A 15,974-nucleotide genomic window follows, 5' to 3' on the forward strand; every position below is an offset into this window, starting at 1 on the left:
AACGGAAAACACGCACAATGGCCTTGGACCAGCGTGATCTTCGCGAGACCCTAGAGGGTGTCTTCGCACGTCAGGACATGTATGAGGCATGTCAGCGGCGTGATGTCGGGATGATGGTTCGCATTCTGAGCAAGTACGGCATCACCCAGGGCCAGATCGCAGGACTCACGGGGATCGCGCAGGGCCGGCTGAGCGAGTACAAGCGCGGCAAGCGGCAGGCAGAGGATTTGGCTACCTTTGAGAAGGTTGCTGAGGGTCTGTCCATGCCTGCCCGGTTGCGCCAGGCCATGGGGTTAACCGCACCAGGCGGCATGCAAGGCACGGCCAATCACGCGACCAGCAACGGCCTTCACCTGCCGACAGACACGTTCGACCTGCAATTGCTTGCCGAAGCAATTGGGAGGAGGGGTGACGACGTGAAACGCCGTGAAATGCTCAGCATGGCCGCGAAGGTCAGCGCAACAGCGGTATCCGCACAAAGCGAAGTATGGGAGCAGCTGGACTATGCTCTCGGTGACTCAACGGTTCTTAGTGAGGCCACCGTGCGAGAGATGGAAGCGCGCACTGCGGGATTCCATCGCTTGGAGGAGATGCTTCCCGGCAACGTCATCTTCAGAGGTCTTTCCGTTCACATCAAAGATGTGAGCACACACCTACGCGGCACAGCCGATCACTCCAAGAAAGGATTGCGCAACCGGCTCATAACCACGGCCGGAGAAAGCTGCGTGCTGGCGGGCTGGATCGCCAGCGACATGGGCAGCACCGCCACGGCCCGGAACTTCTACGACACCGCCGAACGCGCCGCGAAGGAGGCTGGGGACCCGGCGATCGTGGCCTGTGCGTACGGGTACCGCAGCTACATCCCTAGCGGGAAGGGCAACCATGGGCGCGCCCGTGCGCTGCTGGGCAACGCGTTAGAGTTGGTGTCAGACTCCGTCTCACCCGCCACCGTGGCGTGGCTGGCCGCACGGCACGCTGAGGAGAGCGGCGCACTCGGAGACAAAGCCACAGCTCTCCGATCATGGCACCAAGCCGAAGACGCGTTCCACATTGCCGATCCCGCAGACGATCGCGTCTGGACGCGCTTCCTCGACGAAAATCGCCTGGACTCCTTCCGCATCTCGACGTACTCCAAAATTGGCAAATTGGAGGAGGCCGAAGAGGCGGCACGGCTGATGATCGCTCGACTTCCGGAACTGGACAAGAAGCGAACGGCCATCATCCTCGGAGATCTGGCGTCCGCACATCTCGCACGCGGCTCAGTGACCGAAGCGGCAAGACTGGCAAGAGAAGGATTGGCCGCATCACGCGACATCGAGTCGGCCATCTGGTTGCCACGCTTTGATGTGCTGGCGCAGGGACTACGTCGCTGGCAGCACCAACAAGCAGTCCGAGTGTTCCTCGAAGACCTAGCTAAAGCTAAGAGCGGTCTTGGGTAGTTACAGCTCTCACCCATGACAAGTACTCGACACTGCCAGCTACGATGGGGGTTGCAACGATCTCGGGCACCTCATAGCCGTGGTTCGCCTTTATATATGATTCAAGTGCAGGTAGGGCATCAGAGGTGGTCTTTATTACAAGTCGCCACTCCTCTGCGTCTTGAATCTTCCCGCCCCACCAATATATTGATCGAATAGGGCCCATGATCTGCACACCGGCAGCAAGTCGAGCTTCCGTTGCGCCCCAAGCAAGCCGTACGGCCTCTTCCTGACTGCTCGCGGTGGAAACGACCTGCAAGTAGTCAGTCATATTAACCTCACCCTTGAGCAAGCTGCAGGCTTCAAATCTTGCATCCCCACCATATGAAGTGCCGTCCCATTACGCAGCCGTTGAGTGTTGCCGAAGTCATCAGTTCATGCCTCTTGCTCCATGCCGGCTGCCATACACGCACGTTACACGTAATCCGGAAGCACGCTTGGCAAGGGGGATCGGTGCCACGGCAGCCCGTTCGAGCGCTTCTCAGACCCTCGGGACCATCTCCGCTTGCGTGGCGAGTACACGGAGACCATCCCGACGGCAATTGAGTCGGCGTGAGCCATCCCCGCGTGCGCGGGGAGCACTCAAGCGGCGAAAAGGTGCGCTTCTCTGACCTGGAGCCATCCCCGCGTGCGCGGGGAGCACAATGGCGCGGGGGCCTTCGTGGTTTCTATGGAGGGACCATCCCCGCGTGCGCGGGGAGCACTCGGCCACCGTGATGTCGCCCTTGCGCGGATCGGGGCCATCCCCGCGAGTGCGGGGAGCGCACGGTTTCCCCCTGGTGCTGACACGGATTGACGGGACCATCCCCGCGTGCGCGGGGAGCACAATCTGCCTGGCTCTGGTCGCCAGGCTGCGGAGGGACCATCCCCGCGTGCGCGGGGAGCACACAGGGTGGGGGCCGTTCCGGGAACGCTCACGGGGACCATCCCCGCGTGCGCGGGGAGCACAAGGCCGGACTCAAGGACATCAAGGCCGGCCTGGGACCATCCCCGCGTGCGCGGGGAGCACGTCGAGCAGGAGCGGCGTGTCGTCGTCCTGCAGGGACCATCCCCGCGTGCGCGGGGAGCACACCTCGGGGTCACGGGAGACGTAGAGGATCCAGGGACCATCCCCGCGTGCGCGGGGAGCACAAGGCCGCCCGCCGCGCTGAAGCGCGCGAGGAGGGACCATCCCCGCGTGCGCGGGGAGCACGGACTCGCCGCCCAAGGCGACCTGCCCGCCGCGGGACCATCCCCGCGTGCGCGGGGAGCACACAGCGACAGTGTGGCCGGCCGAGTAGCTGAGGGGACCATCCCCGCGTGCGCGGGGAGCACGCATTCGCCTGTCGCTGGGTCGTGGAAGGCCAGGGACCATCCCCGCGTGCGCGGGGAGCACAACATCGCCGTAAGCACTGAGAACCGAGACATGGGACCATCCCCGCGTGCGCGGGGAGCACGAACGCCCAACGGGCGGTCGAAACAGACATCAGGGACCATCCCCGCGTGCGCGGGGAGCACGGATAATCGGTCATTTCTGTACCATTTGGATAGGGACCATCCCCGCGTGCGCGGGGAGCACGCCGACTTCAGGTCTTCGACCGCGCGCTGGGTGGGACCATCCCCGCGTGCGCGGGGAGCACTCCTTGCGGACTTCGTCGTAGTGGACGGTGACGGGACCATCCCCGCGTGCGCGGGGAGCACGCCTCTCCCAGTTCGGGGAAGCTGACGTGAAAGGGACCATCCCCGCGTGCGCGGGGAGCACGAATTCCTCCAGCCGCTCGGCGGCCTGCGTGAGGGACCATCCCCGCGTGCGCGGGGAGCACCGCCAGGCAGCGCCGTACAGCATCGAGTTGGCGGGACCATCCCCGCGTGCGCGGGGAGCACGACGTAGCGCTACGCAGGAAGAACACGCCATTGGGACCATCCCCGCGTGCGCGGGGAGCACGCCGTCTCCACCGCTGACCAGGCGCCCTGGTTGGGACCATCCCCGCGTGCGCGGGGAGCACAGGTGGGCAGGCTCATCGCACACCGCCGTACAGGGACCATCCCCGCGTGCGCGGGGAGCACGCCCTGGTGGAACGCGTCGCCGCAGTAGTTGGGGGACCATCCCCGCGTGCGCGGGGAGCACCACGGCGCGAAGCCGAAGGGGCTGCGGCGCTGGGGACCATCCCCGCGTGCGCGGGGAGCACCGGGCAATAGCAGGCAAGGTCCTTGCCGCGCAGGGACCATCCCCGCGTGCGCGGGGAGCACTCCTGGCTGGTACTCGCGGTGATCTTTGGGACGGGACCATCCCCGCGTGCGCGGGGAGCACACTCACCGCTGGCGCGGCTCGGACTGGTCAGCGGGACCATCCCCGCGTGCGCGGGGAGCACTTCAGCACGAGGTTGAGCTTGAACTTCAGCTCGGGACCATCCCCGCGTGCGCGGGGAGCACTCGTCGGCGCCTTGCCGGAGACCACAGCAGCCGGGACCATCCCCGCGTGCGCGGGGAGCACACAGCAACAGTGTGGCCGGCCGAGTAGGAGAGGGGACCATCCCCGCGTGCGCGGGGAGCACACTCACTGACCTGCACGTTTAGGCGGCCGATAGGCCGGCTTGGAGCACTTTCAGTGAATCGCACAATTCGGACACAAGGGTGGCGACACGGTCGGTCGGCGGGACTCCTGGCCCGACTTCAGGGAACTGGGCTGCGCGCAAGCGCGACATCAGCTTTGACGGTATCTGCGACGTTTAGCCGCTTTGCTCCACCCGCTGGGCGGAGAGGCTGAGGCGACTGCAGGTCTGTCTTTGGGCCGACGGATCAACACCAGGCCGTCATGGTCAATCGGATGCCATTTGTGGTCATGAGTTTCGAACGCGAACCCTTGTTCATTGTTGGTGGAGTACACCAACAGCGCTCGGCCAGTGTCGGCATACTGCCGCACTTCTGCCCATAGAGCCTGGCGGATGCGCGCGGAGGGGCCGCCGATGAAGACGCCGGGCGAGATCTCCATCAGCCAGCGGGTGAGGAACCCACGCAGACCGACGGGGCAGCGGGTGAGCACGATGACGGTCACCAGGGCACCTCATCGCTGTCAGAAGAGTCAGCGGCGTAGTTGCGACCCGCGGTCAGTTCCATTCCGCGATCGCTTTGTACGGTGACGCGGTCGATGTCTGCATCGATGGCGCTACCAGGTAGCAGTAGTTGCTTGATGTCCTCCACACACCGCTTGAGCAGACCCATCTTGTTGATCTGGTCGCGGAGGGCGCGACGGGTGCGGGAGCCGATGTCATCAGGGCTTTTGGCAGCCACATCGAAGGCGACTGGGATGGCTATCTCGGTTTTGTACAAGTCGGCGATGTCCAGGACGAAGGCCAGCTCATGCCCGGAGTGGATGAAGCCGAGGCCAGGGGCACAGCCGAGGGCCGCGACGGCCGTTTGGGCGATGCCGTACATGCATTGGGCCGCGGCCGTCACCGCCTGGTTGGCTGGATCACCGGAAGTGAAGTCGCCTGGCAGGTACTGGCGGCCGTTCCACACGATGCCGGTCCTGACGGCGTGGTGGCGGTAACACGCCTTGACGCGGCGTCCCTCCCGGCCGAGGAGTTCATGTCGGGTCAGGCCAGCAGGATCTTCATCAGGAAAGCGCATCCGATACATCTGGCGGGCGACCTCCAGGCGGGTGCGCTGGTTGGCCCACTTGGTGGCTTGCGCTTCGACGAGGGCAGAGGAGCGGCTGAGCGATCGTCCGCCAGAGTAGAAGCGGACTCCACGCTCACCGACCCATACAACCCCCGCGCCACTGTCGCCCAGCACGCTCATCGCCTGGTGGGTCACTCGCGTCCCAGGGCCCAGAAGTAGGGTGCCGATGGTGGCGGAGGGGATGTGGATCACGCCGTCGGCGTCCTCGGCGGTTAAGGCGTTGTCTTCACGGTGGACGGTGCAGCGCTCAAGGTAGACGAAGGAGAGCCGGTCCGCCATTCGGGTGAGGTCACGCGGCGATGAGGCGCCGCGCCTCCCGACGATGGCCACCTTTCACACCGCCGCGAGCGTCATGAGGCCGCAGCCGTACGCCTTGGCCCTGCCGAGCCCGTGGGTAAGGGTCCGCCGGAAGGCGTCGGGATCGGTGATCTCCAGCAGCCCGTCGTAGGTGACGGTCATCAGGGTGACACGGTGGCGCTGGCCGGTCTTGCCGAATGCGAGCTGGCGGCGGTTGTGGATGACGAGTTCGTGCTCATCTCCCTCGGGGAGATGTCGCCGGTGGGGCGGCTTGCTTTGGACTGCGAAGCCGGCGCGCTCCTGGCGTTGTAGCAGCCAGTCGGTCTGGTGCCGGATGCCGACGTGTGCGGTGATCTTGGTGGGTTCATCGTCGGTACGGCGTGCGGTATGGACGGGGTTGGCGGTGAGGCGGAAAGACCACCTGTCTCCCGCGGCGAGCCTAGCCAATAGCGGCGTGTAGTCGTAGGTATCCCAGCTGCCCGTCTGGGGCCAGCCTGCCTGCTCGACCAGGTGAGTCAGGTCAGGTTTGTCCGGGCTGACGATGTAGAGGTAGGTCTCGGCCCGGCTGTTGGCGTCGATGCGCCACAGCACCCTGGGGCCGTCTCCTGCTGCAGGCGGGATGTCGGCGAAGGAGGACATCACCGCGGCGTGCAGGATCTGCGGGGAGGACAGCAGCCGTCGGGCGCCGATGCGGGCGACGTTGAAGCGAAAGCGAGTCAGTTGCATCACGCGCCTCCTAGGAGCGCGGTGGGGTCGTGCTGAGAACGCGTCAAGGCAAATCCGTCGGCGGCCAGGTTGGGCACCTCGGCCCAGGTCTGCCGGATACCGCGCAGTGCGTACTGTCGGTGCTGAGGGTTGAAGCTGATCGGCTGGTCGCGCAGGGTGTCGGTAGGCCCGTCCTCGGCGATGGCCTCCACCAGGATGTCCAGTCTGATGGTGGGCTGGCGGCGGTGGCGGCGTTGGTACCAGCGAGCCGCGTGCCATTTCTGCGCTTTCAGCGCCTCCTCCAAAGGCCTGTCGCGTTCGACACCCAGTTCCAGTCGCCTGGCGGGCGGACAGGAGCGGCGGCCGAGGTAAGGGAGGAAGACCGGGGCACGCACAGCTTGGTGCAACTGCTCGATCAGCTGGGAGTCGCCTTCGACGGCTGCCACGAAAACGGCGTCGGCTAGGTAGTAGCGCTCGGAGACAGGCAGCGACTCCCCGGTGAAGCGTTGGGCGGTGTGGTAGTCACGCAACAGCGTGCCCGGCTGGTCGAGGCGGACGCCGAAACGCAGCGCGGCCAGATCCGACACGTCGTCGCAGCGTCGCCGCCCCAAGGCGGCGGCCAGCAGGCCGACCACGCCGCTTTTGGTGGGGGCGGCCTCGGTGGAGCGGCGTGCGAAGCGCGAAGCGGCCCCCCAGGACTGCAGGGGGCCGGCGAGTTGCAGCAGCAGGACGCTCATGCCCCGCCCTGCCGTCGGGCGATCTCCCCGCCCACTGCGTTGACCAGTTCGGCCAATGACACTTCGGCGCCTAGCCCGGACAACGCCTGGGTGTTGGAGCCAACCCGCAGCAGCCAGCTCGGGCCGTCGTCGACGAGCCCATATGCGCCTTCCAGCTCCGGTATGTACGAGGCCAGTCGCTCGCACGCCTGCCGGAGGTGACCGCCGGTTTCCGGCTCGGCCCGGCACGGTTCTTCGAAAGTGGCAACGAAGTTGATAGGCCGGGAGGTGCGCAGCTTGACCAGGACCGCGTCCGGCAGTGTGTGATTGCCGAAGGTGTTGATCTTGCCGGTAGGCAGCGAGGTGATGAAGCCGCGTAGGAATGCCTCCACGGCCCGGCGGACCGGCTCGGTGATCGGCTGGTCTTCCCGTAGGCCAGCGCCGAGGTTGCGGCGTAGCAGGTCGACGTCGACGGCGGCGTATCGATAGAGGGTGGCGGAGTTGAACTCAACTGTGCCGATCATGCCGGCACCCAGGTCGTCGGTCTCCCGGGTTTTGTAGTCGTCGACTGCGGTGTAGTAGTCGGACTCGTTCTCTACCCGGTGGACGCTGATGGCGTGAGCGACCTGCGCGGCGGCGTCCACGTTGATCTCGGCACCGTCGGCCACCATGCGGCCAAACAGCGCGATGTCGACCGAGTGGCGCGTGTTGGCGATCTGCTTGGCCTGATCTTTGGCGGCCTTGTCCTTGAAAAAGGCCTTGATGTCGTCGCGTCCCTTGACGGCCAGCTCGGCCAGGCCGTCCAGCTGGTGAGCGCTGAGGAACAGCAGATACTTGGATTCGGGCGCCGGCTCGGGACCCTCCTTGCCGGCGTTGCGCTTGGGAGTATCGATCTTGGATCCAGTAGCGACTTGAACGGTCTCAGCGGCCAGAGACCAGGCTTCGGTCTGCTCGATGGTGTCGTCCAGGCGGCGGATGCGGTCGGCGAGCAGTTCGGCCACTTTGCGGGTGCGCACACCCAGCTCCGTGGGATCCAGCAGATCGTGGAAGGCCCGCCGGGTGGCTCGTTTCCACGCCTGGCTGGAGACGCGGGCACGTAGCACTCCGCCGTACATAGCGGTTTTCGGGGTGCCGGTGTCGTCCCGGTTGAGGCAGCTCGGGGGGACGGTCTGCAGCGCGTGGAGCTCCAGGATCGTGCGCGTCATCGGCTGTCCTTCTCGGTGGGAATAACCGTGGGCTGGATGGTGGTGTCTCCGGGCGTGGTGTCGCCGGTTGAGGAGGAGGCAGGAGGTCGGTAGGCGTGGAAACTGCGGCCCCAGCTCTGCCGCACCTGGCGCATGCCGTCGGGGTGCTGCGCCTGGTAGAGCTGGCCGGCCAGCCGGGCGTAATCCAGCGAGATCGACTCTCCGCGGAGCAGGGAGACGATCTCGCGCAGGCGGTGAGCCAGCGTCTGGCGGGTGCCCGCAGTGCCCACACGGACGAAGCGACGGCGGATCGGCTCGTCGATCTCTCCCCTGGGCATCAGGCGGCGCACCGCCTCCCCAAGCTCAATGTTTCGGCGGTGCATGCCCTTGTCGGTGCGCGACTGCTGGTGCAGTGCATACAGGGTGACGGTGACGAACAACGCGGTCTCGGCCCGAACCATGTCGGCTTCGGAGAGATCGTGCTCGTAGAGCCGGTCGGTTCCGGTCATGCCCCACAGATCGGGCACGTCCTGGGGCAGCTTGCCCGCACCTCGCCGCAGCCGAGCCAGCAAGGCGACGGCCCAGCTTTGATCGGCGAGGTAGCCCTTCTGGAGATCGATGATGAAGTCGCCGGCGACGGTCTGGACGACTTGCGCCGCCGAAGGCCGGGTGGAAGGCGCGACTGTGGTCATGAAGGTGCCTCCGCACTGCTGCGTAGGAAGTCGCCAGCGGTTGAGGGGTCGGTTTGGGCCCCGGGTAGAGCGGCGCGGAGCCTGGCACGAAAGCTCAGGTCGGCATGTCCTGCTGTCAGCCAGAGATCCCGGCCCTGTCTGGTTGCGATGACGCGTCCTACCCAGGCGGAGTCCGGGGCGGTGCCCAGCACCTGTTCGCCGGATCGGAGGATGATGCGGTGCGCTTGGCGCTGCCAGGCTTCGCGCTGCTGCTGCGCAGGGTCGCGGAGGTTGAGCTGCGCGAGCCAGGTGCGGAACGCTCCATCCAACGCAGCGAAGCCTGCCGTCTTGGCGGTGCTGCGGTGGGCTTCGAGATCTGTCCCCGTGGCCCGCGCCAGGTCGGCAGCCAGATCGCCCAGGATGGCGACCGCCTTGTCGGCATCAGCGACCGCGTCGATCGCCGCCTGCGCCAGGCCCGTATCGTTGCGGTGGAGCAGCACCACGGGCAAAGCCACCGCGTCGTCGATGATCTCGTCGATGACCGATTGCTGCGTGCCGTACACGACGCCGAACAGCCTGGCTCGGATGAGGAAGTCGGGCGGCAGATCGCCCTCCACGGTCAGCCGGGCGACCCAGTCCAGGATCCGCGGGCGGACCAGCTCGGCGGCCTCCCTGCGCTGCTCGGCCCCCTCCGCCCGACCGGCGACAAGGGCACCCAGCCCGCGCCAAGCGGTCCGGTCGGGGTCGTGCTCGCGCGGCAGGTACACCTGAGGTTCGCCGAGCTTCTTCTCCTGGGCGGGGCTGCGCCGCCAGCCGGTCATCGGCTCCTTCAGGTGCCGGTTGTGCGGTGTGAGGGGGTCGCCGTAGGCCAGCACCACCCCGCGCACCGCTTCCGTGTCGAACGCCAGCCGTACCCGGCGGGATTGCCAGGTATACAGATCGCGCAACCCCGCCGGCCGCGTTTTCAGCTTTGCCGGCTCCGCCGCCCGCGGGCCCGTCGGTGTTCGCCGCCAGGCGGGCAGGTCGCGATAAGGATCGATGTGCAGATTGAGGGTGTCGAAGGCGATCAGGTTGAGGAGCAGCGTCTCCCGGAGGTTGTCACCCTCTGCCAGTACCCCTCCGAGGTTGCCGCTCCAGGCGACACCTTGTGGGTAGACCTTGCCGTTCTTGACGCGCGGATCACCCACCGCACCGGTCTTGATGCCGGAGGTGTCGAAGGCGTGCGCGTGCACCAACCAGCGGGCTGCCTCGGCGAAGTCGAGCCGCTCGGCTCCGTTTGCCCTCATGGTGAAGAACGGCGCGCCGTTGGGGACATCGGCGACCAGGCGGTCCAGTGAGCTGATCTCATCGGTGGCGTTGCGCAGTCCAGCTGTCTGGAAGAACGGCGTGTCCGGGTGGAGCAGGTCGAAGCGGCTGCGACAGGTATCCAGGTAGCTTTCGATACGGGCAGTGGGAAGGCCGTCGTTCCACAGCAGGTGCCAGTCCTGCAGGTCTTGTGGCCCGTCGATGGCGTCGTGCAGGATCGCCAGCAGGAGGCGCAGCAGCGCGAACTCCTGTGTGGGCACATCTCCCACCAGCCGGCGCAGCTCATGCGCCTGCGCGAAAACCTCCCGCAGTGACAGCAGGTCGGCGCGGCCGTCATGGCACTGCACCGGCAGCCAAGGGCTGCTGGTCAGGTCAAAGGACGGCGAGTCACTCGGCACGAGCCACCTCCAGTCCACGGGCAGGGGTGTAATGCAGGTCGTAGCCTGCCAGGCGGGTCCGACAGTTCTCGTCGAGCATCAGGATCAGCTCTCCGGCCAGCCAAGGGCTGTCGAGCGTCTGCCAGGCCGGGATGCAAGCGGTCTCGAGCTCCTGGATGGCCCGGTCGATCGTCGGGGGAACGGAGAACTGGAAGGGCAGCCGAAGGCCACATGAGGCGACTATGCGGGCCAGTCTCGGCGCGGGCGGCGAGTCGGTGGGCAGTACTCGCCCGCCCCGGCCCTTACTGAGGCCTGACAGCGTGGCCAGTGTGCCATCCGGCTGGCGCTGTACGACCAATACCTCCAACGCTTCCGCCCCGTCGCGCACCTGTGCGCGCCCGCGGCGGGTGTCTTCGGCATCCCCGACGCCGGCCTCCAACCAGCCCACCAGCGCACGACCCTCCCGCCCCACGTTCGCGAGCTGGAATGCCCCGGCCTTGTCACGCTGCTCTGCCTGGTGGAGTTCCTCGTCCGCCTGTGCCTTCGCCATGGCCTCCTGCCAAGCCTTCGGTCCAACAGTCTGGGGTCCGTAGGCGCCTTGGATCAGCGGGCTGATGTCCTCGGGCAACCTCAAGACCCGTCCAGACAGGTGCGGCTCCAGCACGGCAGCCGACCTCAGCAGCGCGTGCAGCCGGTAGACACGGCGCGAACCTGACGCCGGCCGTACTGGAACTGTTTGCCAGTCCGCACCCGTCACCAGGCACCGCGGCGTTCGCAGCCGCGGCGGCCGCTCACGCACGTGGCGGTGCAGCCGTCCCAACCGCTGCAGCAACAGGTCAACTGGGCACAAGTCGGTTACCAAGAGATCGAAGTCGATGTCCAGCGACTGCTCCGCGACTTGGCTGGCCACGACCACATGCGGCCTTGTCGGACGACCCGCGCTCTTGTCCGGAGGCCCAAAGCGCGCCAGCAGTTCGGCGTCCTTCTCTGCGCGGTCCGCGTCCACGAAGCGAGCGTGCGCCACCGTCACACCGTCCGCGCCGAACAGCTCGCGCAACGCCGCGGCCGCCTCCAGCACCCGGTCCACCGTATTGCGCACCACCAGAGCGCAGCCGCCCTCGGCCAACTCTGCGGCCAGTCGATCACGCAACTGACTCAGGTCGTCTTCCAGCCGCTCCAGCCGTACCTCCGACGTGCGTGCAGATCCGGAGACCTGCACGCTCCGAGCCGACCCACCCGGCTCTACGGTCGTCACTACGGGATAGGCCTGAGCCGGCTCAGTTTCCGAGCCACTCGTAGGACCGGCGTAGGCGGCGGTCAGCGCACGGCGACGGTCCGCCGGAAGCGTTGCCGACAACACCACCACCGGCACGCTGTAGGCACCCAACCAGGAAAGCACCCGGTCCAGGTAGGAATTCATGTAGCTGTCATAGGCGTGCGCCTCATCGATGACGACCACTTTCCCGGCCAGAGCCAGGTGCCGCAGAGCCAGATGCCGACTTTTGAGCCCCATGAACAACAGCTGATCCACCGTGCCGACCACGAAGGAGGACAGCATGCCCTTCTTCCGCCCTCGGAGCCACTGATGCGCGATCAGCTCCGCCGAGGACACCATGCGATCCCCACGACGGCTCCACTCGTCGCCGCCACCGTCCACATCCACCTCATGTACGGCACGCCGTCCAGCACGCACCAGCTCGGCGAACTCCTCGTTCAAGGCCGCCTTGGAATGCGCCAGGAGCACCGAACGTCGGCCCTCACCGACCGTCACCCGCCGCAGCCAGGCCACCATGCGAGGAAACATCGCATTGCCCGTCGCCATGGTGGGCAGTGCGACGAAGCAGCCGCCCGCCCCCGACCTCGCCGCAAAGATCTCCGCCACCGCCAGCGCCGCCTCGGTCTTGCCCTCACCCATCGGCGCCTCAATGATCATCAGTCCGGGGAACGCCATGGAGCGTGCCAACTCCACTGCCCGCACCTGCACCGGGCGCGCATGCGCCCCTACCGGCAGATCGAAACGAGAGGCGAACAACGCGTCCGGCTCCTCCACCGGCTCATGTGGACGCCACGGCTCGGGCAGATCCAGGCCACGCCAAGCCGCCGCCACCCGCTCCGACCCGCTCTGCCGCTCGGCCTGGGGAAAGTACGGGAACAGATCGGCGTTGCTGGCGATCCAGTCCGCCACGATGACCAGCCCTGTCAACAGCACCTGCGCCGGTTGTGTGAGCTTGACCTTCTGCCAACCCGACAGCAGGTCCGGCATCCCGCACGCCTCGGCGCAGCGGTCCAGCAACTCGTACTGCACGGCCTTCCACACCTGCGCGCAATCCGGTGTGCGCAGCAGTTGGGGCCGCACATTCAGGTTCCGGATGTCGTCGAACGTGGGCGGCACCCCGTGGTGACCACCTGCGATGATCGCCACCTGGATGGTCGCCGAACGAGCCCAGCCGTACCGCTCTGCCAACCACTCCTGCAGCAGCACCTGACCTGCGAGCCCGTGCGGCGCGAGTTTGCGATCAGAGAGCCGCTTCACATCCGGCATGTCCAGCCCTGCCGCCCGCATCCTCTCTGCCAGTCCGTCCACCTGGCAGGCGAACGCCGGCGTCGCCTTGCCGATGTCATGCACTGTCGCCAGCCAGATGGCCAACCGGCGTGCCTCTACAAGGCCGCCCGGAAGATTCTCAGCGATGATCCGGCGCACCTGATTTGGAAGCCACCGGTCCCACAGCAAGGCGGCCACCGAGCCGCTGTCGGCCATGTGGCGCCATACCGGCAACCAGCCGTCACTGGCCCGGTCATGCTTGGCCCAGACCGTACGAGCTGCCACCGATAACCCGTCACCCAGGCGCTGGAGAAATTGCTCCTCAGCGAGCATGCTGATCATTAAAAGGCACGCCGTTGCTTATGCTGTGAAGAATGTACAAAGAAGTACGCCGAAGGAGCAGAAAAGTACCCGTGGGGTGAGAAATACACTCCCGCGACGTCGTGAGGTCCATATCCCCGCGTACGCGGGGAGCACTTTCATGGTTGGGCTTCTCCAGGTACAACCCCGCCGTGCGGGGAGCATGAGATGGACCCCAGCCCGCCGATGACGATACCGACCAGTGGGACCGGGCGGGTAGAAGCCTCGGACTCGGACCCGGCTTGACCGTCATCTCGTCTTGGGCGGCTTGATGACCGCGCGTCCCCAGAGAAACGCGGCTCCCAGTGCCGCACCTCCCGCCAACAGCGCCTGCGGGAGCTGCGAGGTAGAGAGGTAGGTCAGAGTTGCGGCGGTTCCCCCGACGATGCTCGCGAAGAGCAGCAGTACGAACATGGTCAGATCTAACCGAGGTGAATCATCCTTCATGGTTGAGCTTCTCCGTTCGCTTGTTGTTGCAGCGACCGTAGCAGAGCCGCTCCGAGAACGTGAGCGAGATCGCGACAGAAGTGAAGATGACCCCTTTGATGCCGGCGCTGTCACGGTCGGTGCCAACAGCCGAAGATGGAGCGCTCCTACACTCGGAGGACTGGAATCAGACGCAGCGGAACGGCTGGCCGCCACTGTGGGAACAGGCAATCCCCGATACGGCGCTCGGAGCTGTGCTCGATGCCACCATTGCGAGTCCGTGATCTCCGCGCACGCGGGGATGGTCCCAGCGACGACACCGAGTCTCTAGAAGTGCTCGAAACTCGCCTCTCCGCCTACCATTCGTGCAGGTGAGGCAGAGTGCTCCCCGCGCACGCGGGGATGGTCCCCTCGAGCGCCAATACGACCCGACCAACCTGGGGTGCTCCCCGCGCACGCGGGGATGGTCCCCTTCGCCGTCGCCTGGAAACTACGGCAAAAGGGTGCTCCCCGCGCACGCGGGGATGGTCCCGTGGCCACTTTCGCCATGTTCCGCGCCGCGGTGTGCTCCCCGCGCACGCGGGGATGGTCCCTACCCCACGTAATCACCGCAGGAACGGAGAACGTGCTCCCCGCGCACGCGGGGATGGTCCCGTTTTACGCCCTGGACTTGTCCACTTTCGTGAGTGCTCCCCGCGCACGCGGGGATGGTCCCCCGTTCGCCGACGCAGGCCGCACCACATCCCCGTGCTCCCCGCGCACGCGGGGATGGTCCCGAGGTGGTGGTGACCGGGTCGGTTCCGGTGGCGTGCTCCCCGCGCACGCGGGGATGGTCCCCCGGCACGGCTCGACTACTCCGAAGCCTTCCTGTGCTCCCCGCGCACGCGGGGATGGTCCCGTTGACCGCAGCAGCACCGGCGGTTTGCGTGTGTGCTCCCCGCGCACGCGGGGATGGTCCCCGCCGCGACGGGTCACGGTGATGTCGTTGCGTGTGCTCCCCGCGCACGCGGGGATGGTCCCGCTCCCTGAGCGGCCATGACGCGCGGAACGATGTGCTCCCCGCGCACGCGGGGATGGTCCCCCTGTGCCTTCGCCCGCCCATGTAAACGATGGGTGCTCCCCGCGCACGCGGGGATGGTCCCAGGCACTCCACCGCGCTGTCCATGTCCTCGACGTGCTCCCCGCGCACGCGGGGATGGTCCTACGTGCCACTCCACAAGCGCGACCCTGAGGCCGTGCTCCCCGCGCACGCGGGGATGGTCCCGAGGCGAAGTTGAAGCAAGTAGAGCTGAAGGTGTGCTCCCCGCGCACGCGGGGATGGTCCCGTCACCGAGGGGGCGAGCACCTCGGTGCCGTCGTGCTCCCCGCGCACGCGGGGATGGTCCCAGGCTCACGCCGCCCTCCGCTCCCTCAACTCAGTGCTCCCCGCGCACGCGGGGATGGTCCCGCCACGCAGAAACCCAGCGACCCAGAGCGAGTGTGCTCCCCGCGCACGCGGGGATGGTCCCACGGCCGGACGGTCGTTGGTCATCTTCGTGCCGTGCTCCCCGCCCACGCGGGGATGGTCCCGACGTGACCATCTGGGATCGCGCCACGGCGCCGTGCTCCCCGCGCACGCGGGGATGGTCCCAAGGACGGCACCCTCCGCAAGCACAAGCAGGAGTGCTCCCCGCGCACGCGGGGATGGTCCCACGTAGATCTCGCAGACCTGGTCGAGGTCGTCGTGCTCCCCGCGCACGCGGGGATGGTCCCCGTGGACTCCACGCCCGGAGTCGTAGGGGCTGGTGCTCCCCGCGCACGCGGGGATGGTCCCTTCCACGCGGACGGCGTCGCCAAACTGGGCCTGCGCTCCCCGCGCACGCGGGGATGGTCCCGTTCGTGTACGTTCTCACGATTCAATGCCTCTGTGCTCCCCGCGCACGCGGGGATGGTCCATCCTGCTCAGTGCTGCGCGTGGGGCTCAGGATGTGCTCCCCGCGCACGCGGAGATGGTCCCTTCCGGTAGGACTCGACGAACGGCTCAGCCTCGTGCTCCCCGCGCACGCGGGGATGGTCCCGACCAGTCGGGCACTGTGGCCGATCCGATCCTGTGCTCCCCGCGCACGCGGGGATGGTCCCTCTAACTGCATCTACCTCCAAACCAGGGGTGTGTGCTCCCTGCGCACGCGGGGATGGTCCCAGGAACTGGGCATGGTTCCACATCCAGCACGCGTGCTCCTCGCGCACGCGGGGATGGCCCCCGTCTACGCGACC

Annotated in this window: 11 protein-coding genes and 2 CRISPR repeat arrays; of the genes, 1 reads left to right on the forward strand and 10 read right to left on the reverse strand. The window is 66.9% G+C overall.

The features are described from left to right. Nucleotides 1–23 precede the first annotated feature (23 nt). Entirely contained in the window at nt 24–1,439 is a 1,416-nt protein-coding gene (locus tag AC3EO4_RS43620; protein WP_431901588.1) for a helix-turn-helix domain-containing protein, read from the forward strand. Here the strand turns inward: AC3EO4_RS43620 and cutA are convergent. From cutA to AC3EO4_RS43670, 10 genes are all read right to left on the reverse strand, one after another. Then, the gene (gene cutA / locus AC3EO4_RS43625; protein WP_431901591.1) at nt 1,420–1,749 is read right to left on the reverse strand and encodes a divalent-cation tolerance protein CutA; all 330 of its coding nucleotides are present in this window, start codon (nt 1,747–1,749) and stop codon (nt 1,420–1,422) included. The genes AC3EO4_RS43620 and cutA overlap by 20 nt on opposite strands. A gap of 220 nt (nt 1,750–1,969) precedes the next feature. Beyond that, nucleotides 1,970–4,012: a CRISPR direct-repeat array (repeat unit 29 nt; unit sequence GGGACCATCCCCGCGTGCGCGGGGAGCAC). A gap of 149 nt (nt 4,013–4,161) precedes the next feature. Further along, entirely contained in the window at nt 4,162–4,512 is a 351-nt protein-coding gene (cas2e, locus tag AC3EO4_RS43630) for a type I-E CRISPR-associated endoribonuclease Cas2e (RefSeq protein WP_431901594.1), read from the reverse strand. Next, complete coding sequence (gene cas1e, locus AC3EO4_RS43635) at nt 4,509–5,468, reverse strand: type I-E CRISPR-associated endonuclease Cas1e (RefSeq protein WP_431901596.1); 960 nt, start codon at nt 5,466–5,468, stop codon at nt 4,509–4,511. The genes cas2e and cas1e overlap by 4 nt, the downstream gene beginning before the upstream one ends. 3 nt (nt 5,469–5,471) lie before the next feature. Continuing rightward, the gene (gene cas6e / locus AC3EO4_RS43640; protein ID WP_431901616.1) at nt 5,472–6,161 is read right to left on the reverse strand and encodes a type I-E CRISPR-associated protein Cas6/Cse3/CasE; all 690 of its coding nucleotides are present in this window, start codon (nt 6,159–6,161) and stop codon (nt 5,472–5,474) included. Continuing rightward, nucleotides 6,161–6,877: a type I-E CRISPR-associated protein Cas5/CasD gene (cas5e, locus tag AC3EO4_RS43645; RefSeq protein WP_431901599.1), complete on the reverse strand. Its 717-nt coding sequence runs from the start codon at nt 6,875–6,877 to the stop codon at nt 6,161–6,163. Before cas5e ends, cas6e begins: the two co-directional genes overlap by 1 nt. Further along, nucleotides 6,874–8,061, reverse strand: coding sequence for a type I-E CRISPR-associated protein Cas7/Cse4/CasC (cas7e, locus tag AC3EO4_RS43650; RefSeq protein WP_431901602.1), 1,188 nt, complete (start codon nt 8,059–8,061; stop codon nt 6,874–6,876). The genes cas5e and cas7e overlap by 4 nt, the downstream gene beginning before the upstream one ends. Next, a complete protein-coding gene (casB, locus tag AC3EO4_RS43655) occupies nt 8,058–8,732 on the reverse strand; it encodes a type I-E CRISPR-associated protein Cse2/CasB (protein WP_431901604.1) in 675 nt (224 codons plus the stop codon). The genes cas7e and casB overlap by 4 nt, the downstream gene beginning before the upstream one ends. Continuing rightward, complete coding sequence (gene casA, locus AC3EO4_RS43660; RefSeq protein ID WP_431901606.1) at nt 8,729–10,414, reverse strand: type I-E CRISPR-associated protein Cse1/CasA; 1,686 nt, start codon at nt 10,412–10,414, stop codon at nt 8,729–8,731. The genes casB and casA overlap by 4 nt, the downstream gene beginning before the upstream one ends. Next, the gene (cas3, locus tag AC3EO4_RS43665) at nt 10,404–13,268 is read right to left on the reverse strand and encodes a CRISPR-associated helicase Cas3' (RefSeq protein ID WP_431901609.1); all 2,865 of its coding nucleotides are present in this window, start codon (nt 13,266–13,268) and stop codon (nt 10,404–10,406) included. The genes casA and cas3 overlap by 11 nt, the downstream gene beginning before the upstream one ends. A gap of 276 nt (nt 13,269–13,544) precedes the next feature. Next, nucleotides 13,545–13,709, reverse strand: coding sequence for a hypothetical protein (locus AC3EO4_RS43670; protein WP_431901610.1), 165 nt, complete (start codon nt 13,707–13,709; stop codon nt 13,545–13,547). A 292-nt stretch (nt 13,710–14,001) separates the two neighbouring features. Beyond that, nucleotides 14,002–15,961: direct repeats of the CRISPR family, unit length 29 nt; unit sequence GTGCTCCCCGCGCACGCGGGGATGGTCCC. Nucleotides 15,962–15,974 lie beyond the last annotated feature (13 nt).

Source organism: Nonomuraea sp. bgisy101, from assembly GCF_057708945.1.

What these genes read in the sequence shown, in the direction of transcription:
- cutA (WP_431901591.1), bottom strand. Translation starts at nt 1,749, where the DNA reads ATGACTGACTACTTGCAGGTCGTTTCCACCGCGAGCAGTCAGGAAGAG.
- cas7e (WP_431901602.1), bottom strand. Translation starts at nt 8,061, where the DNA reads ATGACGCGCACGATCCTGGAGCTCCACGCGCTGCAGACCGTCCCCCCG.
- cas5e (WP_431901599.1), bottom strand. Translation starts at nt 6,877, where the DNA reads ATGAGCGTCCTGCTGCTGCAACTCGCCGGCCCCCTGCAGTCCTGGGGG.
- cas6e (WP_431901616.1), bottom strand. Translation starts at nt 6,161, where the DNA reads ATGCAACTGACTCGCTTTCGCTTCAACGTCGCCCGCATCGGCGCCCGA.
- cas3 (WP_431901609.1), bottom strand. Translation starts at nt 13,268, where the DNA reads ATGCTCGCTGAGGAGCAATTTCTCCAGCGCCTGGGTGACGGGTTATCG.
- AC3EO4_RS43670 (WP_431901610.1), bottom strand. Translation starts at nt 13,709, where the DNA reads ATGTTCGTACTGCTGCTCTTCGCGAGCATCGTCGGGGGAACCGCCGCA.
- casB (WP_431901604.1), bottom strand. Translation starts at nt 8,732, where the DNA reads ATGACCACAGTCGCGCCTTCCACCCGGCCTTCGGCGGCGCAAGTCGTC.